This window comes from Alcanivorax hongdengensis A-11-3 (assembly GCF_000300995.1).
GTDB classification, from domain to species: Bacteria; Pseudomonadota; Gammaproteobacteria; order Pseudomonadales; family Alcanivoracaceae; genus Alcanivorax; species Alcanivorax hongdengensis.
Genome location: NZ_AMRJ01000001.1, coordinates 221,654 through 244,495, shown reverse-complemented (window position 1 = coordinate 244,495; position 22,842 = coordinate 221,654). Strand labels below are relative to the sequence as shown.

Sequence of the window (22,842 nt, the reverse complement as noted above, 5' to 3'; positions counted from 1 at the left end):
CGGGCTCCTTCAAACAATGGGCTGAGTGTTGAAAAACGAGCGCGTGCGGACGCTTTTCAACACGCAGTGAAAACCGGTAAAGGCCCCGGGCGCCTGGCGCCCGGAGCAAGTTGCGGGTGGTTTATTCGGCAGCGGCCTGGCCGCCGCAGGTTTTGGTTTTCACGTTGTAGTTGCCGCAGTTGATCGGCGCGGTCCAGTCGGAGATCAGGTCCTTGGAGCCGGGCAGGAAGTCAGACCAGGCATCGCCTTTCACCAGGCCGTCGGTCTGCCAGACCACGGAGAACTGACCATCGTCCTGGATCTCGCCGATCAGTACCGGCTTGGAGAGATGGTGGTTCTTGTTCATCACCGCCATGCCGCCGGTGAGGTTGGGGGTTTCCATGCCGATCATGGCCTTGGCGACCTTGTCGGTATCGGTGGACTTGGCTTTCTCTACGGCTTTTACCCACATGTTGAAGCCGATGTAGGTCGCTTCCATGGGATCGTTGGTCACGCGCTTGTCGTTACCGGTGTACTGGTGCCATTCGTCGATGAACTTCTCGTTGGCTTCGGTATCGACACTTTCAAAGTAGTTCCAGGCGGCCAGGTGGCCGACCAGCGGGCCGGTGTCGATGCCGGACAGTTCTTCCTCACCCACGGAGAAGGCCACCACCGGAATGTCTTCCGCTTTTACGCCCTGGTTGGCCAGTTCCTTGTAGAAGGGCACGTTGGCATCGCCATTGATGGTGGAGACCACGGCGGTTTTCTTGCCCTGGCTGCCAAAGTCCTTGATGTTGCTGACGATGGACTGCCAGTCGGAGTAACCGAACGGCGTGTAGTTGATCATGATGTCTTCATCGGGAATGCCCTTGGATTTCAGGTAGGCTTCCAGAATCTTGTTGGTGGTACGCGGATACACGTAGTCGGTACCGGCCAGCACAAAGCGCTTCACACCCAGGTCGTTGAGCAGGTAGTCCACCGCCGGGATGGCTTGCTGGTTCGGCGCGGCACCGGTGTAGAAGACATTCTTGGAGGACTCTTCGCCTTCATATTGTACCGGGTAGAACAGCAGGCCGTTGAGTTCTTCCACCACCGGCAGTACCGATTTGCGGGAGACCGAGGTCCAGCAGCCGAAGATCACGTCAACCTTGTCCTTGGTGATCAGCTCACGGGCCTTCTCCGCGAACAACGGCCAGTTGGAGGCCGGATCCACAACGACCGGTTCCAGTTTCTTGCCCATCACGCCACCTTTGGCATTCTGCTCCTTGATGAGCATCAGCACGGTGTCCTTGAGGGTGGATTCACTGATTGCCATGGTGCCGGACAGTGAGTGGAGCACACCCACCTTGATGGTATCGGCGGCCATTACCGCACCGCTGTAGAAGATGGCGCTGGAGGCAACAATGCCTGCGGCCATTTTTTTCATGGAACGTTTGAACGTCATGGTGTTTCCCCTTGCATTACCTTGGTGTTTGTAGGCCCTTGCGGGCCTGCCTCGTCCCTGTCCTCGAACCCAATCGGGCTCAGCCGTGCAAAGCTGCGTGGTGATGCAGCGTTCCCTGAACTAATGGTTGGCAGCCTGCTGGCTGCTCATTCGTGCCTCGTGCAACATGTGAACGGTGATTTTCCGTACCTCGTTGCGGGACTCTTCAATGTGAGCCCGTAATAAAATCTGTGCCTGTTCCACCCGGCGGTGCAGGATCGCCTCCAGCACCGCCTGGTGTTCGTTGTAGGTGGCCTCGATGCGCGGTGGCTTGGTGAAATCCAGCCGGCGGATGATGCGCAGCCGTTCGGTAAGGTCGTGGTGGATGCGTGCCATTTCGTGGTTGCCGGCGGCTTCCACCAGCCGGGTATGGAAGCGCTCGTCCAGGCCGCTGACGGTGACACCGTCGCTGAGCCGCTGGGCCACCGGCAGGCACCAGGTGGCCACCAGATCATCAAGATTGCTGAGCTCGTCCTGTTGTTCGCACAGCTTGCGCACCGCGGCGCATTCCAGAATGGTGCGCACGTCGTAGAGCTCTTCGAAATACTTGAAGTCGAATGGCTTGACCTGCCAGCCGCTGCGATAGAGAACATCCACATAGCCTTCGCGTTGCAGACGGAACAGCGCTTCGCGAACCGGTGTACGGGAAGCACCGACGCGCTCGGCCACTTCGTTCTCGCTGAAGCGGTCGCCGGGCATCAGGCGGAAATCGAAGATGTCCTGCTTGAGTGCCAGGTAAATCCGTTCCGCCAGATTTTCCGTTTTCTTTGCGCGTGCATTCATGCGGTTACCTCACCTCGGGCTTGCCGGTCGCCGTCAGGCGGCGTTGCCGGTGTCGATCACCACCACCGGGTCGCCGGCATTGATGATGGCGCCGGGCTGGCAGTGCAGGCCGGTGACCGTGCCGGCCACACTGGCGGTGATTTCGAATTCCATCTTCATGGCTTCCACGATCACCAGGGGCTGGCCTTCGCTGACCTGGGCGCCTTCTTCCACCAGCAGCTTCCAGACATTGCCGCTGATCTCGGCGCTGATCAGGTGGCCGTCCACCTCGCCGATGTCCGCTTTGCTGCCCATCAGGGCGGATTCGATGGCGGCGTCCTCGTCCTGCCAGCGCGCCACTTCCTCGCGGAAGGCGGCATCGCGTTTTTGGTTGAAGGCGGTGATGCTGTCCGCGTTGTCTTCCAGGAACTGACGGTGCTCGGCCAGGCTGAACGGCTCTTCGGTGACCTCCACCTGCAGGTGGCCGTGGCGGAAGGCTTCACGCATCTCGGTGAGCTTTTCTTCACTGACCGGGTAGTAGCGCACCTGGTCGAAGAACTTCAGCAGCCAGGGTTCACCATCCTTGAACTGCGGGTTCTTCAGGTGCTTGTTCCAGATTGGCAGGGTGCGGCCGACCAGCTGGTAGCCGCCGGGGGAATCCATGCCGTAGATGCACATGTAGACACCGCCGATACCCACCGTGCCTTCGGCGGTGAAGGTTCGCGCCGGGTTGTACTTGGAGGTCATCAGGCGGTGGCGAGGATCAATGGGCACGGCACAGGGCGCGCCCAGGTAGACATCGCCCAGGCCCAGTACCAGATAGCTGGCGCTGAACACCGTATCGCGGACCTGGTCGATGTTATCCAGGCCGTTGATACGGCGAATGAATTCCACGTTGCTGGGCAGCCAGGGCGCGTCGTGGCGGATGGTTTCCTGGTAGCGTTTCACCGCGTCCAGGGTGGCGCTGTCTTCAAACGCCATGGGCAGGTGCAACACGCGGGAGGTGACCACCATGTCATCGACACTGCCGATGGTGTTTTCCCGGGCCAGCAAGGTCTCTACCAGATCCTCCTGGGCCAGCCGGCGGGAATCGTAGTGCACCTGCAGGCTGCGCACCCCCGGCGACAGTTCCAGAATGCCGTCCACCGGGTCGCGTTTGAGGCTTTCCATCAAGGCATGCACGCGCATGCGCAGGGCCAGGTCCAGCACGTTATCGCCGTACTCGATCAGGATGTATTTGTCGCCGGCCTGGCGGTAGACGATGCGCGGCATGTGTCCGTCGGCATCGCGCTCGGCCAGCATGGTTTGCGAGGTGAAGGCGCCGCTGTGGTCAGCCAGTTCCGGCTGCACCACGGGAATCCGGCCCAGGGTTTCCACCGAGGCATCCTGGGCATCTTCCAGGGCCCGGGCCTGGGCAAAGCTGATCGGCGAGAAGCGGATGCTGTCACCGGGTTTGAGCTGGCCGACCTTCCAGAGTTCGGCCTTGGCGATGGTCACCGGGCAGACAAAGCCGCCCAGGCTGGGGCCATCCTTGGTGAGGATCACGGGGAAGTCGCCGGTGAAGTTGATCGAGCCGATGGCGTATTCGTTGTCGTGCACGTTGGAGGGGTGCAGGCCGGCTTCGCCGCCGTCGGTGCGGGTCCAGCTGGGTTTCGGGCCCACCAGGCGAATGCCCAGACGGTTGGAGTTGTAGTGCACCTGCCAGTCGGCCTGGAAGAATTCTTCCATGGCCGCGTCACGGAAGAAGTCCGGCGCGCCATGGGGGCCGTACAGTACCTTGATGTCCCAGTGCTGGGGATAGTCGGGAATCAGGTTGTCGGCCACCGCATGCGGGTCGGCCACCGGGGCCGGCGTCGGGCAGCCGGCCAGTTGTGGCTGGCAGATGGCCAGCACATCACCCTTGCGCAGGGTGCGCCCGCCGTGGCCACCGAACTGGCCAAGCACGAAGGTGGATTTGCTGCCCAGGTAGTCGGGCACGTCGATGCCGTTGCGCACGGCAATATAGGTGCGACAGCCGCTGTCCACCTTGCCGGTGACCAGGGTCTGGCCGGCCTTGACACTGACCGGTTGCCAGAAGGCCACCGGCACATCATCCAGGCTGGCCTCGCAATGGGCGCCGGTGAGCGCGATGACGGTGTCGCAGTGGAATTTGAGGCTGGGGCCCACCAGGGTGGCTTCCAGGGCGGCGGCGCCACTGTGGTTGCCCACCACCCGGTTGGCCAGGCGGAAGGCAAAGTCATCCATGGGGCCGGAGGGTGGCACGCCGATATCCCAGTAACCGACCCGGCCGGGGTAATCCTGCACCGTGGTGTAGGTGCCCGGCTCGACAATCTCGACGGCCGATGGGGTATAGGCAAAGGTTTCCAGGTAACGGGTGGAGACGGTGCCGGCGATGACGTTGTCGTCGCGCAAAATCTGACGCAGGTAATCCAGGTTGGTGGCGATGCCTGACAGCCGGGTTTCGGCCAGCGCGGTCTGCATCTTCTCCAGCGCCTCGGCACGGTCGCGGCCATGAACGATGACCTTGGCCAGCATGGGGTCGTAGTGCGGGCTGACCACGGTGCCGGTATCCACCCAGCCGTCCAGGCGGATGTTGTCCGGGAACGAGACTTCGGTGAGCTCACCGGGGCTGGGCTGAAAATCCTTCAGCGCATCCTCGGCGTAGATGCGCACTTCCATGGCCGCACCCTGGCTGGTGTAGTCGCTATCCAGCGGCGGACGCTGACCGCCGGCCAGGGATACCATCCAGTTGACCAGGTCCACCCCGAACACCGCTTCGGTGACACCGTGCTCCACCTGCAGGCGGGTGTTCACCTCCAGGAAATAGAATTCGTCGCGCTCGTCGTCATAGATATATTCCACCGTGCCGGCGGAGCGGTAGTTCACCGCCTCGCCCAGGCGCACGGCGCTGGCGTGCAGTTTTTCGCGGGTGGCCTGGGGCAGGTTGGGGGCCGGGGTTTCTTCCACCACTTTCTGGTTGCGCCGTTGCAGGGAACATTCGCGCTCGCCCAGGGCCAGTACCCTGCCGTTGCCGTCACCGAAAATCTGCACTTCCACGTGGCGGGCACGGGCCACGAAGCGTTCGATAAACACGCCGCTGTCGGAGAAGAAGCTTTCGCCCAGGCGTTTCACGGATTCAAACGCGGCCACCAGTTCCGCTTCGCTGTTGCAGCGCGACAGACCGATGCCGCCACCGCCGGCGGTGCTTTTCAGCATGATCGGATAGCCGATCCGCGCCGCCGCGGTTTTGGCGTCATCCAGGCTTTGCAGCAGGTCGGTGCCGGGGGCCAGCGGCACGCCGGCCTGCTCGGCGATGGCTCGCGCTTCATGCTTGAGGCCGAACTGGCGCAACTGGTCCGGGGTGGGGCCCACAAAGGCAATGCCGGCGGCATCACAGGCCTCGGCAAAATCGGCGTTTTCCGACAGGAAGCCGTAGCCGGGGATGATACCGTCGGCGCCGGTGTCTTTGGCCGCTTGCAGAATCCGCTCCGCTTTCAGGTAGCTGTCCGCCGCGGTCTGCCCGCCCAGTGCCACCGCCTGGTCGGCGGCGCTGACGTGCTGGCTGTTGCGGTCGGCGTCGGAGTAGACCGCCACCGAGGCAATGCCCATGTCTTTCAGGGTGCGGCAGATGCGTACCGCGATTTCTCCCCGGTTGGCGATCAGGACTTTGCGTAACATTTCTCTGTCTCCTCGGTGTCTCTCATGGCGTGTTGCAGGTGTCGCGGCAATTCAGCTGGCGTTGTTGCGTTGCGCAATGTAGGCCCGCCAGCCCCCCAGGGCGGTCACTTCGGTGGCGGAGGCAATGGCCCAGGGTTCACAGATGAAGCCCTTCACCCAGCGACCGTCCTCGGTCTCCAGGCTGCCGATGCCCAGCGGTGCCGGAATCAGGCTGACGAAGCTGCCGAAGTTCGCCATCGGCATCTGCCACAGTTCGATCAGAATGCTGTCGCCGGCGGCGTCATCGCGGATCAGTCCGGGCTTGGGCGGCGTGGTGTTGGCCAGCGCATAGAGGCGATAGCAGGGTGCCGTGCGGGTGGCCTCCAGCAGCACGGCGTGGCGTTCGGTGAGCTGGCTGTTGAGCGGCATGCCCGACAGGTGGGCGCCAACCACCGCCACGGTGATGGTGTCGTCGTCATCCAGGATGCGGGCAACCGGCGCCGGCGGCGCTAGCGGCTGGCCAGTGGCGCCGGCGGTCCAGGGCTGTTGTTGTTGCCAGCGGCCGGCGAACTCGGTCAGCGCCAGGTCCTGCCAGGCCGGGGCAATCAGGGTGAAGCCGCCGGGCAGGCCGTCGTCACGGAAGCCACCGGGCAGGGCCAGGGCGCACAGGTCCAGCAGATTGACGAAGTTGGTCCAGGTGCCCAGCTGGCTGTTGAGCGTGATCGGATCATCGCTGACTGCCGCGCGGGTATGGATGCCCGGGGCGGTGGGCACCACCAGTGCATCGACACTGGCCATCAGGGCGTCCGCCTGACGCTTGAGTTCGGCCAGCTGGTACTGGGCGCGGAAGGTGTCGGCGGCACTGAGAGTGGCGGCGGGTTCGAGAATGTCGCGGATCACCGGCAGGCAGGCGTTGGGTGTTTCCTTCAGCAGTGACTCGGTGACAGTAAAGCGCTCGGCCACCCAGGGGCCCTGGTAGAGCAGGGCGGCGGTGTCCTGCAACACCATGGTGTCCAGCTCCACCAGCTCGGCAAGATCCGCCAGTTGCGTCAGCTGTTTTTCCCACAGGGCTTTTGCCTGGCTGTCGCCGAACCAGGGCAGATCTTTGGGAATACCCAGGCGGGGGCGGGCCGGCAGGCTGGTGGCCAGCCGGTCCGGTGCCGGGCGGCTGAAGGCGTCGGTCGGGTCGAACTGGCCGAGGCGTTGATAGAGGGTGCGGGCATCGTCCACGTTGAGGGCAAAGATCGACACACAGTCCAGGGTACGGCAGGCCGGCACCACGCCCCGGGTACTGATGGCTCCACGGGTGGGCTTGAGGCCCACGGTATTGGTAAAGGCCGCCGGCACCCGGCCGGAGCCGGCGGTGTCGGTGCCCAGCGCAAACGGCACCAGGCCCAGGCTGACGGCGGCGGCGGAGCCGGAACTGGAGCCGCCGCTGATGTAATCGCTGTTGAACGGGTTGGGCACTTCGCCGTAGGGCGAGCGGGTTCCCACCAGGCCGGTGGCGAACTGGTCCAGGTTGGTCTTGCCCACCACGATAGCGCCGGCTTCGCGCAGTAGACGTACGGCACCGGCGTCGGCCTCGGCGATGTAGGCAAAATCCGGGCAGGCGGCCGTGGTGGGCAGGCCGGCCACGTCGATGTTGTCCTTCACCGCAAAGGGAATACCGTAAAGCGGCAGGGACAGATCGGTGAGTACTTCGGCCTGTTTCACCAGGCTGGCTTCATCAAGCAGGTGAATCCACAGGGCGCGCTCGCTGTCATGCAGGTGCGTCGCCAGTTGTTTCATGGCCTGTACCGGGGTGATCTCACCGCTGCGGTAGGCCGCCTGCCATTGTTGAAGAGTCCAGCCAATCATTCGTTAGCACACCTGGTTGTACACAAGTTGGTATGCCTGGAAGTGCAAAGCCGGTGCCAGCTTTCCGGTTTGGTGCTAACTATTTGTTATTTATTGGGTTTGTGGGCGGCTTGCCGCGGTGGACGGTGCCCGGCTGGCAGGCTGCCGTGCGCCAAGGCAGGGCGCCTGCGCCGATGCAGTGCATATGGCAGTGATAGGCTGACGCGATGGCAACCTCGCTGGTGCTGTGCAATATTGGGTTATATACAAATGTTATTGGAGTGTTTATGTCACGGCGCGCACTGGTGGTGGAGGGCGGCGCCATGCGCGGCATCTTTGCCGCCGGCGTTCTGGATGCCTTTCTGGAAAGCGGACACCGCGGTTTCGATTTTGCCGTGGGCGTGTCAGCCGGTTCCACCAACCTGATTGGCTACCTGGCCGGCGATCACGGCCGCAGTCGCCGCATCATCACCGACCACGCCTGCCGGCCGGATTTCATCAACTGGAAACGCTTTGCCAGCGGTGGCCACCTGTGCGACGTGCACTGGCTGTGGCACCAGTCCCTCAAGGAGGTCCCCCTGAGTCTGGAGCGCCACTGGCAGGGCGAGATTCCGCTGTGGGTGGTGACCACCTCGGCACGGGATGGATCCCCCTGTTACTTCCGGGCCCGGCCGGACAATCTCGATCATCTGGTCACCGCCTCCTGCTCGATTCCGCTGGCCTACCGGGGCTACCCGGCGGTGGAAGGCCAGGCCATGACCGATGGCGGGCTGGCCGATTCCATCCCGGTGCAATGGGCCTACCGGCAAGGGGCCCGGGACATTACCGTGGTGCTGTCCCGCCCGCAGGGGTATCGCAAGCGGCCGGATTCGCTGGCGCCACTGTTGCGGCCTTTCATGAAGGATGCGCCGGGTGTCTATCACGCCATGCGCCGCCGGGCCCATGTCTACAATGCCTCGCTGGATTTCATCGCCTCGCCGCCGCCGGATTGCCGGGTGCGGGTAGTGGCACCGGACGAGGACTTTCCAGTGCGGCGGTTAACCACCGATGGGGCCAGGCTGGCGCGGGGCTATGAGCAGGGACGTCAGGCCGGGCAGCAGATAATGGCTACAATCCTCTAAGTGGGCTATACGGCAAACAGCTGGGCCTGTATGGGGGTGGCAAACAGCCTGGCGCCGACCTCCGTATCTTTGGGAAGCTGTTGTGAAGCCAGCTCTACATGGATGTCCTGTCCCGATGTGGAGACCAGACCAAGCCGGATAATCGGGCCGAGACGTTTGAGAGATGCCACCGTGACAGGAATAGAATTGTCTGATGCCTGGTTGTGTAGCGTTATTTCGTGTGGACGCACGTAGCCGGCCAATTTCGCTGATTCTTGCAGACGTGGCGGTGTTTCGAGCCTGAAGTCACCGAAGTCCGCCCAGCCATCTTTAATGTTGCCTTCGAAACGATTGGTTTGACCAATAAATTCACAGACGAAGGGTGATGCAGATTGCTGCTGTATTTCATCGGGCGTTCCAATTTGCTCGATTCGCCCTTGATGGATAACCACGATACGGTCGGCGACTTCCATGGCTTCTTCCTGATCGTGGGTGACGAAGATAGAGGTGATGTGTAGCTCGTCATGCAGCCGTCGTAGCCACTGGCGAAGATCCTTGCGTACTTTGGCGTCCAGCGCGCCAAAGGGTTCGTCTAGCAACAGTACCCGTGGTTCCACTGCCAGTGCGCGAGCCAGGGCGATGCGCTGCCGCTGACCACCGGAGAGCTGGTCCGGATAACGGTCGGCCAGCCAATCAAGTTGTACCAGTTCCAGTAATTCATGAACCCGTCTGGCAATGTCAGCCTTGGAGGGGCGCAGGCTCCGAGGGCGTACACTCAGACCAAAGGCAACGTTGTCGAAAACGGTCATGTGGCGGAACAGGGCATAATGTTGGAAGACGAAACCCACATTGCGGTCGCGTACATGTTTGCCAGTGGAATCCTCGCCGTGAAAAAGGACTTGCCCACTATCGGCATATTCCAGGCCGGCAATGATGCGAAGTAGCGTGGTTTTGCCGCACCCGGATGGTCCGAGGAGGGCAACCAGTTCACCGCTGGGAAAACCCAGAGAGATATTGTCGAGCGCCTGAAAGGCACCAAAATGTTTGCTGAGATGACGAACTTCAATACTCATGTTTATGGCTCCTTGCGCGCTGCCTGGCTGGCAAGAAAGCGTTCATGCCGCTCTTTCCACTCCAGCAGGGATTTGACAAAAAGGGTGGCTAGCGCCAGTAGCGCCAGCAGTGATGCACAGGCGAAAGCGGCAGCAAAATGATATTCGTTGTAGGCAATCTCGATATGCAGGGGCAGCGTGTTGGTCTGCCCGCGAATGTGCCCTGACACTACGCTGACCGCACCGAACTCCCCCATGGCCCGGGCATTACAGAGAATGATGCCGTAGAGCAGCCCCCATTTAATGGCGGGCAACGTAATGCGGCGAAAGGTCTGCCAGCCGCTGGCGCCCAGTGTCAGCGCGGCTTCTTCATGACTGGTGCCCTGTTCTTCCATCAGCGGGATCAGCTCACGGGCAATGAAGGGGAAGGTCACGAAGATGGTGGCCATGACTATGCCGGGAGTGGCAAAGATGATCTTGATATCGTGTTCGGAAAGCCAGGACCAGAGAGGGCCATGGCTGCCATAGAGCAAGACATAAGTGAGCCCGGCAATGACGGGTGATACCGCAAAAGGAAGATCAATCAGGGTGATGAGAAATTGTTTTCCCCGAAATGAAAACTTGGTAATCGCCCAGGCCGCCGCGACACCAAAGATCACATTCAGTGGCACGGCGATGCCGGCGGCGATCAATGTCAGCCGGATGGCGGCCCAGGCATCCGGCTCTTGCAGTGCTTGCCAGTAAACCTGCCAACCACGGGAGAATGCCTCGCTGAAGACCGCAGCCAGGGGCAAGGCCAGAAACAGAAACAGGAACGCAATGGCCAGGCTGATCAGAAGCCAGCGCACGGGGCGGCTTTCCTGTGTCACGTTGCTGATGCGGGGTGCATGGCTATTGCCCAGTGTAGTGATGGTGCCAGCCATTATTTGCCTCCGGTTTTCTTGGCGCTCCAGTGCTGGAGGCTGTTGATGATCAATAACAGGGCGAAAGAAACCAGCAACATGGCCACGCCCAGGGCTGCTGCGCCGGCGTAGTTGTACTGCTCCAGCTTGGTGATGATCAGCAGTGGTGTGATTTCCGTGCGAAAGGGCATGTTGCCACTGATGAATACCACCGATCCGTATTCCCCCACGGCACGGGCAAACGCCAGCGCGAAGCCGGTCAACATGGCCGGTAGCAGTGCGGGGAAAAGAACACGGCGGAAGGTCTGCCAGCGATTGGCCCCCAGGCTGGCGGCGGCTTCTTCGATTTCAGCTTCCAGTTCAGCCAGTACCGGTTGAACGGTGCGAACCACGAAAGGCAGGCCAATGAATGTCAGTGCGACGACCACGCCCAGAGGGGTATAGGCCACCTTGAAATTGAGCAGGTGGCCGACCCAGCCGTTGGGCGTGTAGAGCGCAGTAAGCGCAATGCCAGCCACCGCCGTGGGCAGGGCAAAGGGCAGATCGACCAGTGCATCGATGAATTTTTTGCCGGGGAACGGGTAGCGCACCAGCACCCAGGCGACCAGCAGCCCGAATATCAGATTCAGGCTGGCGGCCACCAGTGAGGCACCAAAGCTCAGGCGGTAGCTGGCTACCGCCTGAGGTGCGCTGATCGTTTGCCACAGTTCCCCCCAGCCAAGGTTGCTGGCTTCGATGAACAGGGCTGCCAGTGGGATGAATACCACCAGGCCGGCATAAAACGCGGTGTAGCCCAGGGACAACCCGAAGCCGGGTATGACCGATCGTTGGCGCATGCTGTGACCTCAGTTGCCGGGCTGATAAATATGATCGAACACGCCACCGTCGTTGAAGTGTGTTTTCTGGGCTTTTTGCCAGCCGCCAAACGCATTATCCACGGTAACCAGGTTGACCTTGGGGAATTGATTCGCGTACTTCTTCACGAATTTGGGGTCGGTGGGGCGGTAGTAGTGCTTGCCGGCCAGATCCTGCCCGGTGGGGCTGTAAAGAAATTCAAGATAGGCCTGGGCGATGTCCAGGGTGCCATGTTTCTTGGCATTCTTGTCCAGCACGGTCACCGGCGGTTCGGCGAGAATGGAAATGGAGGGCACCACGATTTCGAATTGATCCTTGCCCAGTTCGTTGATCGCCAGGAAGGCTTCGTTTTCCCAGGCAAGAAGTACATCACCGATGCCTCGTTTGACGAACGTATTGGTGCTGCCACGAGCGCCGGAATCGAGTACCGGTACATGCCGGTAGAGTTTGGTGATGAAATCGCGCGCTTTTTCATCCGAGCCGTATTTCTTTTTGGCATAGGCCCAGGCGGCCAGATAGTTCCAGCGAGCACCACCGGAGGTTTTCGGGTTGGGGGTAATCACTTCCACACCGGGTTTGATCAAATCGTCCCAGTCATGAATGCCCTTGGGATTGCCCTTGCGGACCAGTAGCACGATGGTGGAGGTGTAAGGCGCGCTGTTGTTCGGCAAACGGCTTTGCCAGTTTTTCGGGATGATGCCAGTCTTTTCGGAAATGGAATCAATATCGTAGGCCAGCGCCAGGGTTGCCACATCCCCTTCAAGACCATCGATGATAGCGCGGGTCTGTTTGCCGGCACCGCCGTGCGATTGACGAACGGTGATGGTTTCTCCGTGCTCCTTTTGCCACTTCTTGATGAAAGCAGCGTTGAACTCCTTGTACAGTTCACGGGTTGGGTCATAGGACACATTGAGAATTTCCCGGTCAGCGAAGGCCGGGGCGGAAAGTAGTGTTGCAAGGCCGAAGACGGCAAGCAAGGAACGGAATGACATGGTGTTGCCTCCAGAATATAGCGTTTAGTTCAACGTCATGGAGACCTCCGGTTTTCCGGTCAGCCGGGTATTGTCGCCGCAATGATTAGCCGTTGCGGCGAGGGGTGAAACGGTATTTCTCTTTCCTCTCCACTTGCACCAGTTGACCTTCATGGACGGTTAGTTCCAGGGTGCCAAAGCGGAGATCCTTGATCAGTGATGCCACCAGGCTCGCCAGTTCGGCGTCGCTTTGCGGGGCTTGGGGTTGTCGTTGCTGTGTCATAAGGCGCTCTCAGAATTTGTATTCCAGACCCACGCCGACACTGGTATCGGTCAGGTCGGCCTTGTCGCGTTCGGTGCGAGAGCCATACACATAGGCGCGGCTGGTCTTGGCCAGTTGGTAGTCCGCGCCGAGGGCGGCCAATGTGATTTTTTCATCGCTCTGGTCTCCTTGGGTTTCGCCGTATTGTGCTTTCAGTTTGATACGCTCGATTTTCCAGGCGGCACTGGCCAGCCAGCTGTTATCTTCACCCTTGCCAGAGGCAGCGTTTTCGGAGCGTTGATAAAGGGCGCCTAGCTCCAGGTCGCCGGGTTTGATCTGTGCCACGACGCGGGTGATGTTGGCACGGCTGAAACCATCGACGGAGCGACGCGCTGCCTGGTCCTGATCATGGGCCAGGGCGGCGTACCAGATGCCCTGTTGGTAGGTCAGGGCAATGGATTTGGTGTCCGCCAGGCCATCGTCGGCAACACCGTCTCCGTCGGTGTCCACATTCTGCTCGCCTGGGGCGGCGGCCAACGTCACGGCCAGGCCAGAGAAGGAAGGGGTTTCATAGCGGATCAGGTTATTGACCCGGTTCTGACCGCCAAGCAAATTGTCGATATCCCCGCGCAGATCATTGAATTGATCCACTTTGCCTTCGGCATTTTTCAGTGGGCTGTCGATCTTACCGGCGGTCAGGGTGCCGAAGCCGCCCTGCAGGCCGGCAAAGATATTGCGTTGGCTGAAGGTTTGGCCGCTGCTGTTGCCTTCATCCACGTCAATGCCGAATTCAGCCTGGTAAATGGCTTTCAGGTTCGCCACATCGAGATCTACATCACCCTTGATTCCAAGGCGCGAGGCATTGGAATTCAGTTCCCAGGCATCTTCAGCGGCAGGGTTCACCACTGAGGCGCCTTCCAGGTCGGCACTCTCAATAGAAATATTGAGTTTCCCGTAGACCTGGGGACTGGCGTATACGCTCAGCGGCAAGGCAAAAGAGAGGGTGGACGCGGCAAGCAAAAGTCTTTTCTTCATGGTGTTCTGTTCCTAACTGACAGCGGGCAGGCGATGAGCCCTGAATATGTCTTTGGCCGAAAGGCCACCAGAGCCACCCGCTGTCGGGTAGGCATGCGGTGAGTGGTCACCGTTGGAAGGAGAGTCTGCCAAGAATTTCTTGCTCCAAAAAGGAATAAATAATTATTTATCTATTCCGTTTTTGAATAATCGAGATGGCCAGTTTTGGAATAAAGAAATAAAAAACAAGTCTTTTACGGAATAAGCCGGTCAGGATTAGGGTGATCGGACATTGACTGAACCCGAGGATGCAACCATGCCCCTGACCGAGCTGGTTGCCTGGTTTAATCGGGAGCAGCGGCGTCAGTATGGTCAACTGGTTCATACCGACACCCCCTTACGCACGTCAGGCCACGAGGTCACCGGAGTGTACGCGGGTTTTACCTTGCGCTCCGAATTCCAGGCAATTTTTGATTCCCGTACTGGCCACCCTGTGGCTTTCGAGGCGCTATTGCGCGCCACCACCGCACAGCGAACGCCGGTGACGCCGGCCAGTGTATTCAGCGTGCCCAGTAGTGCGGAAGAGGTGATCTATCTGGATCGCCTGTGCCGCACCCTGCACGCGCTGAACTTTCTGCTTCAAGGCGGTGAGCAAAAGGCGGTCCTGACGTTGAATGTGCACCCCCGCCATGTCGCTGCGGTGAATACGGACCATGGACAAGCTTTTGAATCGGTGTTGAGCCAGTGCGGCCTGAGCCCATCAGGGATCGTGCTGGAACTCTCCAGCCGTGCATTGCACCGCCCCGAGCACCTGATTGACGCGGTGGCCAATTACCGGCAGCGAGGTTATCAGATCGCGCTCGATGGGGTGAGGCAGGTGCCGGATATCTCACATCTACAAGCCTTGCAGCCTGACTGGGTCAAGTTTGATCCGACCATCAGCGAGTTATCGCACAATAAGCTACGCGTGTTATTGGACAGTGCCAGGGAGGGGTTGAATCAGCCCGCGAAGCAGGTTGTTCTCGGTCTTTCTCCCTCTCCGCTGAATCGTTCCATTGTTGAGTTGGTGCAAGCCAATATGGCGGCGCCAGCGCAGCCGCGTCTTCATACACGGTGTTTGCCGGATGTGCCCGTTGATGCGCGTGTTGCTGGAGCGATTCGCTATGCCTGAATTTTCTTCCCCACTGTTTGGTGGACGCCGTATCGAGACCTCGCCTTCGCGGGTCATCATCGTGCCGGGTTTGCATGGCAGTGAGCCGCAGCATTGGCAAAGTCATTGGCAGAATTCGCTCAATCATGTCAGTCGCATCGAGGTGGGGGACTGGGAGACCGCCGACCTGGGGTGCTGGCGTGCCGGATTGGTCGCTGCCTTGCAGGCGGAGCCTACCCCCGCCGTGCTGGTGGCGCACAGTTTCGGTTGCCTGGCCAGTGCCGCTGTGGCGGCGGATTATCCCGGTCGCGTCTCCGCTCTGTTTCTGGCGGCCCCTGCCGACCCGGCAAAGTTTGGCGTCAGCCACGCGCTGCGGCCATTGCCGTTGTCTATTCGTGGGCTGCTGATCAGCAGCAATACCGACCCCTGGATAAGTGTCTTTCAGGCGTACTGCCTGGCCCGCCGCCTGCGTACGGATTATCACAATGTAGGGGATCGTGGTCATATCAATGTGGCCGCCGGGGTTGGCAACTGGCTGGAAGGGCGCTGGCTGTTCGAGGATTTTCTGTATCAATCAGGGTTGTGGGTGGATTGGGCGGAGCCGCCTTATGCCACCTTATGTCATCTTTAATTCCCATTCACTGTATGAACCGAAAGGAGGTTTTCATGGCTTTGCAACTTGGTGATATTGCTCCGGATTTTACCCAGGATTCCACCGACGGTGAGATCCATTTCCATGACTGGGCGCGTGATGGCTGGGTGGTGCTGTTTTCCCACCCGAAGGATTTCACCCCGGTATGCACCACCGAACTGGGTGAAGTGGCGCGGCTCAAACCGGAGTTTGAAAAGCGCAACGTCAAGGCTATCGGCCTGTCGGTGGATTCTCTGGCTAGTCATCATGATTGGAAAGGGGATATCGCAGAGACCCAGGGCAGTGTGCTGAACTTCCCCTTGTTGGCAGATGAAGACCGCAAGGTCAGTGAGTTGTACGGCATGATCCATCCCAATGCCAACGACACCTTGACGGTGCGCTCGGTGTTCGTGATCGACCCGAACAAAAAAGTCCGCCTGACCCTGACCTACCCGGCCAGTACCGGGCGCAACTTCGATGAGTTATTGCGGGTGATCGACAGCTTGCAGTTGACCGACAGCCACAAGGTGGCCACACCTGTGAATTGGAAAACGGGCGGAGATGTCATCATCGTGCCCGCAGTTTCCAATGAGGAGGCGGCAGCGCTGTACCCCGATGGATGGGATGAGAAGCGGCCTTATCTGAGAATAGTCAGGCAACCAGGGAACGGTTGATTCAGGAGGGCGACATGCTGCTTTTTCTTGTGGGTGTATTGGTGGGCGCCAATATAGGCGTGCTTTTGTTGGCCCTCTGCAGGGCAGCTGGAAGTCATGCCTGATTAGCGCATTTATGCAACGGTAGCGGCGCGTCTTGGCGAGTGAAGAGCAAGGCTTTCTTACGCTCCGCCAGTGCGCTTGCTCGTGCAGGAGTATTCCATCCGGGTGGGGAGCAGGCGGGCCTGCGCTCAGAATTTGTGAGAATGAGAGCTGTTTTCACTTTATTTGCAATTTTGCCGACCCGCTTCTGCTTTATGCTGGCGGCCAGTCGGGCAGGGGGCCCGTGATACCGGAAGCACAATGATGAAACTTTCCCGCGAGTGGGCCACGCCATTGACCATGGGCGTCTTTACGCTGATGGCCGTCACCGGCGTCTTGATGTTCTTTCACCTTAATAGCGGCCTGAACAAGCTGTTCCATGAGTGGGCGGGCTGGCTGATGATTGGCGGCGTGTTGCTGCATGTGCTGGTTAACAAGACCAGTTTCAAACGGCACTTCGTGGCCGGCAAGACCGGCCCGGTGATCATGCTGGTGTGTGTGCTGGCGCTGGCGGCGTCGTTCTTTTCCCTGCCGGGCATGGGCCCGGGCAAGCATGGCGACAACCCGGCCATGCTGGCCTTCAGTGCGGTCAGTCAGGCGCCGCTAACCCAGGTGGCGCAACTGGCCGGCAAGCCGGTGGAGCAGGTGATCACGGAGTTGGCGCAGGCGGGCATTATTATCGACGACCCGCAGGCCAGTCTGGCGCAATCGTTGGGCAGGGATTTTCGCCGTCAGGGCGCGGCCTTGCGTACCGTCTTTGCCAACGCTGAGCGGTAACTCCGGGCAAGGCGCAATGCTGTTCATTTAGATCGTAATCTCGGTTTTTTGTGGGAGCGTGCTTGCACGCGAAGCCTTCATTTCCGAATGCTCCATTGGCGCGCAAGCATGCTCCCACACAGACCCTGAAATTACGTGAGCGGCATTACAGGCAAGACGGCGATTAATCGGTGGCCGGTGGGCAGTGCCAGACGGCGGCCTTGAGTTCGATGCGGCGGATGCCGCGACGGTGGTTGTCCATCAGGTAGGCGCGCCGGTCCTTGATCACGGTGCGGTTACCCCCTTCCTTGCGGACGGCTTTTTCCAGGGCGTGATGCACATTGCGCTCGATCATGGCGTCGCTGAAGAACAGCCCCTGTAATTCGCCGCCGCTGTCCACGCTCACATCGTCCAGTGGCTGGCAGTCACGCGGCGGGCTTTTCAGCAACAGCACATCGTCAGCCTGACAGACCGTGGTAGTCAGTAGCAGGCCGACCAGTAGCCATGGGCGCATGGGCACCCTCCTTGTTGTTGTGATTTATTCGCCACAGGCCCGGCGGGCCTTGCTGACGTTTTCCTGTAAATGCCGTGGGTTGATGGTGCCGGCAATGATGCTGCTGACCCCGTCGGTGCCCAGGATGCGGTTGAGACTTTGCTGCACCGGGTCGTCCCCGTCATGGCAAAGATGGCCGCTGGCAAAGGCCTTCTTGATCAGAATGCCCTTGCCGTGGCGGGCAGCATGTTCGATCACCGGCACCTCTTCATCGTGGGCCAGATTGTAGGTGACCATGGCCACGTCCGCTTTTTCCAGGGTGGCGATACCGCCGGCCACGGTCTTGGTGGACATGCCGGTGGTCCGGATCAGCCCCTTTTGTTTCAACGCGTTGAGCGCGTCCAGGGTGCCCAGGTGCTGGATAATCTCCAGATCGTTGCCGTCGGAATGCACCAGCACGCAATCCAGGTAGTCGGTGTTGAGCCGTGCCAGGCTGCGCTCCACAGAGCGCTGCACATGCTCCGGGGTGAAGTCGAAATGGCTGTCGCCAGTGTCGTTGTCGAACTCCTCGCCCACCTTGGTGACGATCACCCAGTCCTGGCGCTGGTGCAGCAGTTGGCCCAGCCGTGCTTCGCTGTGGCCATAGGCCGGCGCGGTATCAATCAGGTTGATGCCCAGATCCCGGGCCCGGGCCAGCAGATCGGCCACCGCCCTGTCATCGGGGATGGTGAAGCCGTTGGGGTATTTGACGCCCTTGTCGCGGCCGATCTTTACCGTGCCAAGGCCAAGGGCGCTGACGGTCAGACCTGTATTGCCCAGCGGGCGCATGAATGCCATGAGAAAATCCTTGAAAACAATCGGACGTCAGAGGTCAGACGTCAGCCCTTCATTAAAGCAGGTGTGCCAGTAAGGTACGCCCATGGGAGCCTGTTCCAACTCGGCCGGCACGGTTAATGGCGTCGCCCCCGGTTTCAGTCCGGATTCTTCCACCAGTGCCATGACCCGGTCGCCCAGATCCGGCGCCAGGGTCAGCTTGGTGGGCCAGCTGATGATCAGGTTGTGATCCCGGCGGGCGTAGGCGTTGTCCGGTTTGACCAGGCTCTGTTGTTTCGGTTCGGCACGCACCACGTTCAGGGTGGCCAGCTGTGCCTGGCTGAAGTCCAGCCACGGGAACAGCTTTTTCAGTTCCGCCCGGCCGGCGGCCAGTTGTTGCTCGTCGCTGCGGTCCACGCCCTGCTCGGCCAGATCCCCGCCCAGATACCAGACCAGCTTGCCGTCCGGGCAGTCATGGGTGGTGACGGTGAGCACCGGCTTGTTGCTGGTGCCGACGCAGTGGGCATAGAGGCGGTGGCCCAGATCGTGTTTGACCAGCACCATTTTCAATGGCCGCAGCTGACTGTGCTCGTCGGCCAGCAGGTGGGCCTGGTGGGCGCCGTCGAGCAGGCCCGGGTTACCGTTGCCGGCGGCCAGGATGGTCATGGCCGGTTCAATGCGCACGCCATTGACGGTGACGGCCTTGAGGCCATGGTCGCCCCATTCCAGGGTGTCGCGCTGGCCATCGAAACGCAGCAGGCGTTGGCGCACCGGCGCCGCCAGTGTTTCCAGCAGGGATTCGGTGTTGATGACCAGGTCGTCGAGCCTGTAGACGTTGCCCTTGAAGGCCTTGTCGGCCAGGGCACTGGGGAAATTGGCGCGTTTCAGTTTTTCGATGCGGCCGCGCAGCATCTTGCTGGCGAAAAAGTTCGTCATGCGCGAGGCCACCGAGCCGCTGGACCACATGTGCTGGGTGTCGCTAAGCACCTTGAGGCCACGCAGGTCCACCGGGTCGTCACCGGCCATGGCCGCGCGCCAGCGATCCGGCATGGCGGCAATGGCTTCCGATTCGCTGGACAGGTTGCCACCCAGGGCGTACTTGAGGCCGCCATGGATAATGCCCTGGCTGGCCAGGGTCTGGTCGCCGCCCAGGCTGGCATTTTCCAGCAGCAGACACTGGTAGCCCTGCGCCTGCAGCCGATTGATCAGCCACAGGCCGGCAATGCCGCCGCCGAAGATTAGAATGTCGGGTTTCAGGGTGGAGTCAGTCATGGCTCACCATCGTTGAACAGTGCGGCTATGCTAGCATAGACGGGTCGGGCGCCGGGTGTCCGACGTCCGACGTCCGACACAAGAAACCCTATGCGAACCTTTTACTCTGTCATCTGGTATTTACTGCTTCCTTTTCTGTTCCTGCGGCTGTGGTTGCGGGGGCGGCAGGCGCCGGCCTATCGTCAGCGCTGGAAGGAGCGCATGGCCTGGGGATACCGGCCCGGTACCCTGAAAAACAGTCTCTGGGTTCATGCGGTGTCGGTGGGGGAAACCCTGGCGGCGGTGCCGATGATCGAGCGGTTGCTGGCGGATTACCCGGATACGCCGCTGCTGGTGACTACCACCACGCCCACCGGCTCGGAGCGGGTCAAGGCCCTGTTCGGTGACCGGGTGACCCATGTGTATTGCCCCTGGGAATTGCCCACGGCACTGAACCGTTTCCTGCGGGCTTTCGATCCGAAAACGGTGATCGTGCTGGAGACCGAGTTGTGGCCCAACCTGTGTGCGGCGGTGAAGCGTCACGGAGCCAAACTGATGCTGATGAACGGGCGGCTGTCGGAGAAAAGCTACCGGGGCTACCGCAAGTTTCCCCGTCTGGTGCGGCCCATGATGGCGCGCTTCGATGCCCTGGCGGTGCAGACCCCGGTGGAGGCGAAACGCTATGTGGCTCTGGGTGCCTGGCCGGAACGGGTCCATGCCATCGGCAGCGTGAAATTCGACATGAGTTTGGATGATGCTGTGCGTCAGGCGGCAGGGGATTTACGTGCCGCTATTGGCGAGCGTCCGGTGTGGATCGCCGCCAGTACCCATCCCGGTGAAGACGAGCCGGTGCTGGCAGCGCACAAGGCTCTACTGGAAACGGCACCGCAGACCCTGCTGATGCTGGTGCCCCGGCATCCGGAGCGTTTCGACAGCGTGGCCCAGCTGGTCCGCCAGCAGGGACTTGGCCTGGCCCGGCGCAGCAAGCAGGACACCATCGCCGCCGACACCCAGGTTTACCTGGCCGATACCATGGGCGAGTTGTTGATGTTGTTCGGGGTGGCCGACGTGGCCTTTGTGGGCGGTTCCCTGGTGCCGGTGGGCGGGCACAATCTGCTGGAACCGGCCGGCTGGGGAAAGCCGGTGCTCACTGGCCCCCACCTGCACAACTTTACCGCCATCTCCAATCTGCTGGATGACGCCGGTGCCCTGACCCTGGTGGACAATGCGGATGCCCTGGCCATTGCCCTGCAGGCGCTGTTCCGTTATCCGGATCAACGCCAGCGTCAGGGGCAGGCGGCAGCAGCGGTGGTGGAAGCCAATCGTGGGGCGCTGGAGAAGGGGCTTAAACTGATTAGTGAACAGTAAAAGCAGGGGCTGTTGTAGGAGCCATGCTCGCATGGCGAACCTCACGAAACGAAGCACAAGCACCACAGGGCGAGAAGGCGTATCCGATTCCTCAGGTGAGATTCCGGAGGATCCTGCAACGCCTTTTCCTCGCTAGGGCTCGGTTCGCCATGCAAGCATGGCTCCTACATTGCCTTTCAATAACGTGTATCCGGCACCAGCGCGTCGCTGCGGCCTTCCAGGTCCGGCTGGTAGATGTTCAGAGTTTCCGTGTCCGACAACCACTGGTTGATGGCCGCCAGGTCGCCCTGCTGCAGGTCGCCGGTGGTGGATTTCAGGGTCAGGGAGTTGATGATGTAGTCGTAACGGGCGTTGGCATAGTCGCGCTCGGCGGCGAACAGCGCCTGTTGGGCGTTGAGCACGTCCACCACATTACGGGTGCCTACCTCGTAGCCGGACTGGGTGGCCTCCAGGGCAGAGCGGGCAGAACGAATGGCCTGCTTGCGGGCGCTCACGCGCAGGGCGTCGGCTTCCACCGTGCGGTAGGCGCTGCGCGCCTGCTGGCTGATGTCGCGAATCGTCTGCTGGTACCGCTGGCCGGCGGCGTCGGCGAGCAGGGCCGCCTGCTTGCGCTGGCTGTTGAGGCCGCCACCGCGGAACAGCGGCACGGTTACTTCAATGCCGATAGTCTTTGAATTAGTGTCCGGTTGCGTCGAGTAGAATTGCGTGAGTTGATTGCCGGGATCGCCTCCCGAGACGCTTGGATCGGTATTGTGGTTGTGCTGATACTCAGCGAACAATTGAACCTTTGGAAGCATGGCCCCCAGTTGTCGGTCGGCCGTAAAACCCGCTGCTTTGGCGCTGTAGCGGGCGGCGAGAATCTGCGGATTCTGGTACGCGGCCTTATCGATCCAGGCATTCATTTTTGACGGTTGCGGCCCCTCCATCGGCAGATTGTCGCGCAACTCCGCCAGCGTCTCCCATTTACGACCAGTGAGTGTTTCTAACTGGTCGCGGGCGATATCGAATTCCTGCTCGGCGACGATCAGGTTCACCCGGGCCAGGTCGTAGGCGGCGCGCGCTTCTTCCACATCGGTGCTGGCCACCAGGCCCACGTCGAAACGTTCCTGGGATTGTTCCAGCTGCCGGCTGATCGCCTTCTCCTCGGCCTGGGCGGACACCAGGGTGTCCCAGGCGCGCAGCACGCCGAAGTAGCCCTGCGCCACGCGCAGCACGAAATCCTGGCGGGACTGGTAGAACTCGGCCTGGGCTACGGAGGTCAGCGACTTGGCTTCCTTGTAGCCGTAGAAGGCATCCAGGCGGAACAGCGGTTGCGTTAGCGTCACCGAGGTGGAACGAGATCTACCGTCTATCTCCAGGTCACCCGTCGATTCGTAGGTTTGGTTGATTTCCGAATGGCGGTGGCTGGCATCGATGGTCGGCAGCAGCGCGGCCCGCCCCTGTACCAGCGTTTCCTGATCCGCTTCCCAGGTCTGGCGGGCGGCGCGCCAGGTGCCGTCGTAGCTCCAGGCTGCGTTGGCGACTTCAGTAAGGTCAGCGGCCTGAACGGCACTGGCCAGTGAGGTAAGAAGAAGAACTAGGGGCGTTGCCGGGCTACGCTTCATTCTGGTGCACTCTTTTTGTGTGTCTGGTTAATCATTATGGTACTGGCAAGTACAGAAAATTAACACCGCCTGTTTGGGCCAGTTCCGCGGTTGTTCGGCTGTTGGGCGCTGGCGTATAGTGTCCGCCATTCCTGAATTTCTCTTATTT

The 22,842-nt window shown here is 60.7% G+C and carries 20 protein-coding genes; 6 read left to right on the top strand and 14 right to left on the bottom strand.

The window, feature by feature from the left end:
* Nucleotides 1-121: 121 nt before the first annotated feature.
* The 4 genes from urtA to atzF form a co-directional block, all read right to left on the bottom strand.
* Nucleotides 122-1,423, bottom strand: a complete 1,302-nt coding sequence (gene urtA / locus A11A3_RS01045; protein WP_008927400.1) for an urea ABC transporter substrate-binding protein — start codon at nt 1,421-1,423, stop codon at nt 122-124.
* A gap of 120 nt (nt 1,424-1,543) precedes the next feature.
* Complete coding sequence (locus tag A11A3_RS01040) at nt 1,544-2,245, bottom strand: GntR family transcriptional regulator (RefSeq protein ID WP_008927399.1); 702 nt, start codon at nt 2,243-2,245, stop codon at nt 1,544-1,546.
* Nucleotides 2,246-2,278: 33 nt separating this feature from the next.
* Nucleotides 2,279-5,902, bottom strand: coding sequence for an urea carboxylase (gene uca, locus A11A3_RS01035; RefSeq protein ID WP_008927398.1), 3,624 nt, complete (start codon nt 5,900-5,902; stop codon nt 2,279-2,281).
* 51 nt (nt 5,903-5,953) lie between these two features.
* Nucleotides 5,954-7,738, bottom strand: coding sequence for an allophanate hydrolase (atzF, locus tag A11A3_RS01030; RefSeq protein ID WP_008927397.1), 1,785 nt, complete (start codon nt 7,736-7,738; stop codon nt 5,954-5,956).
* 266 nt (nt 7,739-8,004) lie between these two features.
* Between atzF and A11A3_RS01025 the strand changes: the two genes are divergently transcribed.
* Nucleotides 8,005-8,838, top strand: a complete 834-nt coding sequence (locus A11A3_RS01025) for a patatin-like phospholipase family protein (RefSeq protein WP_008927396.1) — start codon at nt 8,005-8,007, stop codon at nt 8,836-8,838.
* Nucleotides 8,839-8,843: 5 nt separating this feature from the next.
* On the opposite strand, the gene A11A3_RS01020 is transcribed toward A11A3_RS01025, so the two are convergent.
* The 6 genes from A11A3_RS01020 to A11A3_RS01000 form a co-directional block, all read right to left on the bottom strand.
* A complete protein-coding gene (locus A11A3_RS01020) occupies nt 8,844-9,890 on the bottom strand; it encodes a sulfate/molybdate ABC transporter ATP-binding protein (protein ID WP_008927395.1) in 1,047 nt (348 codons plus the stop codon).
* Between the two features lie 2 nt (nt 9,891-9,892).
* Entirely contained in the window at nt 9,893-10,792 is a 900-nt protein-coding gene (gene cysW, locus A11A3_RS01015) for a sulfate ABC transporter permease subunit CysW (protein ID WP_008927394.1), read from the bottom strand.
* The gene (cysT, locus tag A11A3_RS01010; RefSeq protein ID WP_008927393.1) at nt 10,792-11,607 is read right to left on the bottom strand and encodes a sulfate ABC transporter permease subunit CysT; all 816 of its coding nucleotides are present in this window, start codon (nt 11,605-11,607) and stop codon (nt 10,792-10,794) included. The genes cysW and cysT overlap by 1 nt, the downstream gene beginning before the upstream one ends.
* A 9-nt stretch (nt 11,608-11,616) precedes the next feature.
* Entirely contained in the window at nt 11,617-12,618 is a 1,002-nt protein-coding gene (locus tag A11A3_RS01005; RefSeq protein WP_008927392.1) for a sulfate ABC transporter substrate-binding protein, read from the bottom strand.
* 85 nt (nt 12,619-12,703) lie between these two features.
* Nucleotides 12,704-12,880 carry a YezD family protein gene (locus A11A3_RS17365; RefSeq protein WP_008927391.1) on the bottom strand — a complete coding sequence of 59 codons (177 nt, stop codon included), beginning with the start codon at nt 12,878-12,880 and terminating at the stop codon, nt 12,704-12,706.
* Nucleotides 12,881-12,889: 9 nt separating this feature from the next.
* Nucleotides 12,890-13,894: a porin gene (locus A11A3_RS01000; protein WP_040296549.1), complete on the bottom strand. Its 1,005-nt coding sequence runs from the start codon at nt 13,892-13,894 to the stop codon at nt 12,890-12,892.
* 295 nt (nt 13,895-14,189) lie between these two features.
* Between A11A3_RS01000 and A11A3_RS00995 the strand changes: the two genes are divergently transcribed.
* The 4 genes from A11A3_RS00995 (at nt 14,190) to A11A3_RS00980 (ending at nt 17,186) form a co-directional block, all read left to right on the top strand.
* Nucleotides 14,190-15,044, top strand: coding sequence for an EAL domain-containing protein (locus A11A3_RS00995; RefSeq protein ID WP_008927389.1), 855 nt, complete (start codon nt 14,190-14,192; stop codon nt 15,042-15,044).
* Nucleotides 15,037-15,654, top strand: coding sequence for an RBBP9/YdeN family alpha/beta hydrolase (locus A11A3_RS00990; protein WP_008927388.1), 618 nt, complete (start codon nt 15,037-15,039; stop codon nt 15,652-15,654). Before A11A3_RS00995 ends, A11A3_RS00990 begins: the two co-directional genes overlap by 8 nt.
* A 35-nt stretch (nt 15,655-15,689) precedes the next feature.
* Nucleotides 15,690-16,328, top strand: a complete 639-nt coding sequence (locus tag A11A3_RS00985) for a peroxiredoxin (protein WP_008927387.1) — start codon at nt 15,690-15,692, stop codon at nt 16,326-16,328.
* A 342-nt stretch (nt 16,329-16,670) separates the two neighbouring features.
* Nucleotides 16,671-17,186 carry a DUF4405 domain-containing protein gene (locus tag A11A3_RS00980; protein ID WP_051011719.1) on the top strand — a complete coding sequence of 172 codons (516 nt, stop codon included), beginning with the start codon at nt 16,671-16,673 and terminating at the stop codon, nt 17,184-17,186.
* A 163-nt stretch (nt 17,187-17,349) separates the two neighbouring features.
* Here the strand turns inward: A11A3_RS00980 and A11A3_RS00975 are convergent, their stop codons facing one another.
* Genes A11A3_RS00975 through A11A3_RS00965 form a run of 3 tightly spaced genes read right to left on the bottom strand, consistent with a single transcriptional unit; the run spans nt 17,350 to nt 19,743 of the window.
* Nucleotides 17,350-17,679, bottom strand: coding sequence for a hypothetical protein (locus tag A11A3_RS00975; protein ID WP_008927385.1), 330 nt, complete (start codon nt 17,677-17,679; stop codon nt 17,350-17,352).
* A gap of 24 nt (nt 17,680-17,703) precedes the next feature.
* On the bottom strand, nt 17,704-18,495 hold the full coding sequence (locus tag A11A3_RS00970; RefSeq protein WP_008927384.1) for an aldo/keto reductase: 792 nt from the start codon (nt 18,493-18,495) through the stop codon (nt 17,704-17,706).
* Nucleotides 18,496-18,522: 27 nt separating this feature from the next.
* Nucleotides 18,523-19,743, bottom strand: coding sequence for an FAD-dependent oxidoreductase (locus A11A3_RS00965; RefSeq protein ID WP_008927383.1), 1,221 nt, complete (start codon nt 19,741-19,743; stop codon nt 18,523-18,525).
* Between the two features lie 90 nt (nt 19,744-19,833).
* On the opposite strand from A11A3_RS00965, the gene waaA reads away from it, so the two are divergent.
* A complete protein-coding gene (waaA, locus tag A11A3_RS00960; protein WP_008927382.1) occupies nt 19,834-21,090 on the top strand; it encodes a lipid IV(A) 3-deoxy-D-manno-octulosonic acid transferase in 1,257 nt (418 codons plus the stop codon).
* A 176-nt stretch (nt 21,091-21,266) separates the two neighbouring features.
* Here the strand turns inward: waaA and A11A3_RS00955 are convergent, their stop codons facing one another.
* Nucleotides 21,267-22,694 carry a TolC family outer membrane protein gene (locus A11A3_RS00955; RefSeq protein WP_008927381.1) on the bottom strand — a complete coding sequence of 476 codons (1,428 nt, stop codon included), beginning with the start codon at nt 22,692-22,694 and terminating at the stop codon, nt 21,267-21,269.
* Nucleotides 22,695-22,842: the final 148 nt, after the last annotated feature.

What these genes read in the sequence shown, in the direction of transcription:
- urtA (WP_008927400.1), bottom strand. Translation starts at nt 1,423, where the DNA reads ATGACGTTCAAACGTTCCATGAAAAAAATGGCCGCAGGCATTGTTGCC.
- A11A3_RS01040 (WP_008927399.1), bottom strand. Translation starts at nt 2,245, where the DNA reads ATGAATGCACGCGCAAAGAAAACGGAAAATCTGGCGGAACGGATTTAC.
- uca (WP_008927398.1), bottom strand. Translation starts at nt 5,902, where the DNA reads ATGTTACGCAAAGTCCTGATCGCCAACCGGGGAGAAATCGCGGTACGC.
- atzF (WP_008927397.1), bottom strand. Translation starts at nt 7,738, where the DNA reads ATGATTGGCTGGACTCTTCAACAATGGCAGGCGGCCTACCGCAGCGGT.
- A11A3_RS01025 (WP_008927396.1), top strand. Translation starts at nt 8,005, where the DNA reads ATGTCACGGCGCGCACTGGTGGTGGAGGGCGGCGCCATGCGCGGCATC.
- A11A3_RS01020 (WP_008927395.1), bottom strand. Translation starts at nt 9,890, where the DNA reads ATGAGTATTGAAGTTCGTCATCTCAGCAAACATTTTGGTGCCTTTCAG.
- cysW (WP_008927394.1), bottom strand. Translation starts at nt 10,792, where the DNA reads ATGGCTGGCACCATCACTACACTGGGCAATAGCCATGCACCCCGCATC.
- cysT (WP_008927393.1), bottom strand. Translation starts at nt 11,607, where the DNA reads ATGCGCCAACGATCGGTCATACCCGGCTTCGGGTTGTCCCTGGGCTAC.
- A11A3_RS01005 (WP_008927392.1), bottom strand. Translation starts at nt 12,618, where the DNA reads ATGTCATTCCGTTCCTTGCTTGCCGTCTTCGGCCTTGCAACACTACTT.
- A11A3_RS17365 (WP_008927391.1), bottom strand. Translation starts at nt 12,880, where the DNA reads ATGACACAGCAACGACAACCCCAAGCCCCGCAAAGCGACGCCGAACTG.
- A11A3_RS01000 (WP_040296549.1), bottom strand. Translation starts at nt 13,894, where the DNA reads ATGAAGAAAAGACTTTTGCTTGCCGCGTCCACCCTCTCTTTTGCCTTG.
- A11A3_RS00995 (WP_008927389.1), top strand. Translation starts at nt 14,190, where the DNA reads ATGCCCCTGACCGAGCTGGTTGCCTGGTTTAATCGGGAGCAGCGGCGT.
- A11A3_RS00990 (WP_008927388.1), top strand. Translation starts at nt 15,037, where the DNA reads ATGCCTGAATTTTCTTCCCCACTGTTTGGTGGACGCCGTATCGAGACC.
- A11A3_RS00985 (WP_008927387.1), top strand. Translation starts at nt 15,690, where the DNA reads ATGGCTTTGCAACTTGGTGATATTGCTCCGGATTTTACCCAGGATTCC.
- A11A3_RS00980 (WP_051011719.1), top strand. Translation starts at nt 16,671, where the DNA reads ATGATGAAACTTTCCCGCGAGTGGGCCACGCCATTGACCATGGGCGTC.
- A11A3_RS00975 (WP_008927385.1), bottom strand. Translation starts at nt 17,679, where the DNA reads ATGCGCCCATGGCTACTGGTCGGCCTGCTACTGACTACCACGGTCTGT.
- A11A3_RS00970 (WP_008927384.1), bottom strand. Translation starts at nt 18,495, where the DNA reads ATGGCATTCATGCGCCCGCTGGGCAATACAGGTCTGACCGTCAGCGCC.
- A11A3_RS00965 (WP_008927383.1), bottom strand. Translation starts at nt 19,743, where the DNA reads ATGACTGACTCCACCCTGAAACCCGACATTCTAATCTTCGGCGGCGGC.
- waaA (WP_008927382.1), top strand. Translation starts at nt 19,834, where the DNA reads ATGCGAACCTTTTACTCTGTCATCTGGTATTTACTGCTTCCTTTTCTG.
- A11A3_RS00955 (WP_008927381.1), bottom strand. Translation starts at nt 22,694, where the DNA reads ATGAAGCGTAGCCCGGCAACGCCCCTAGTTCTTCTTCTTACCTCACTG.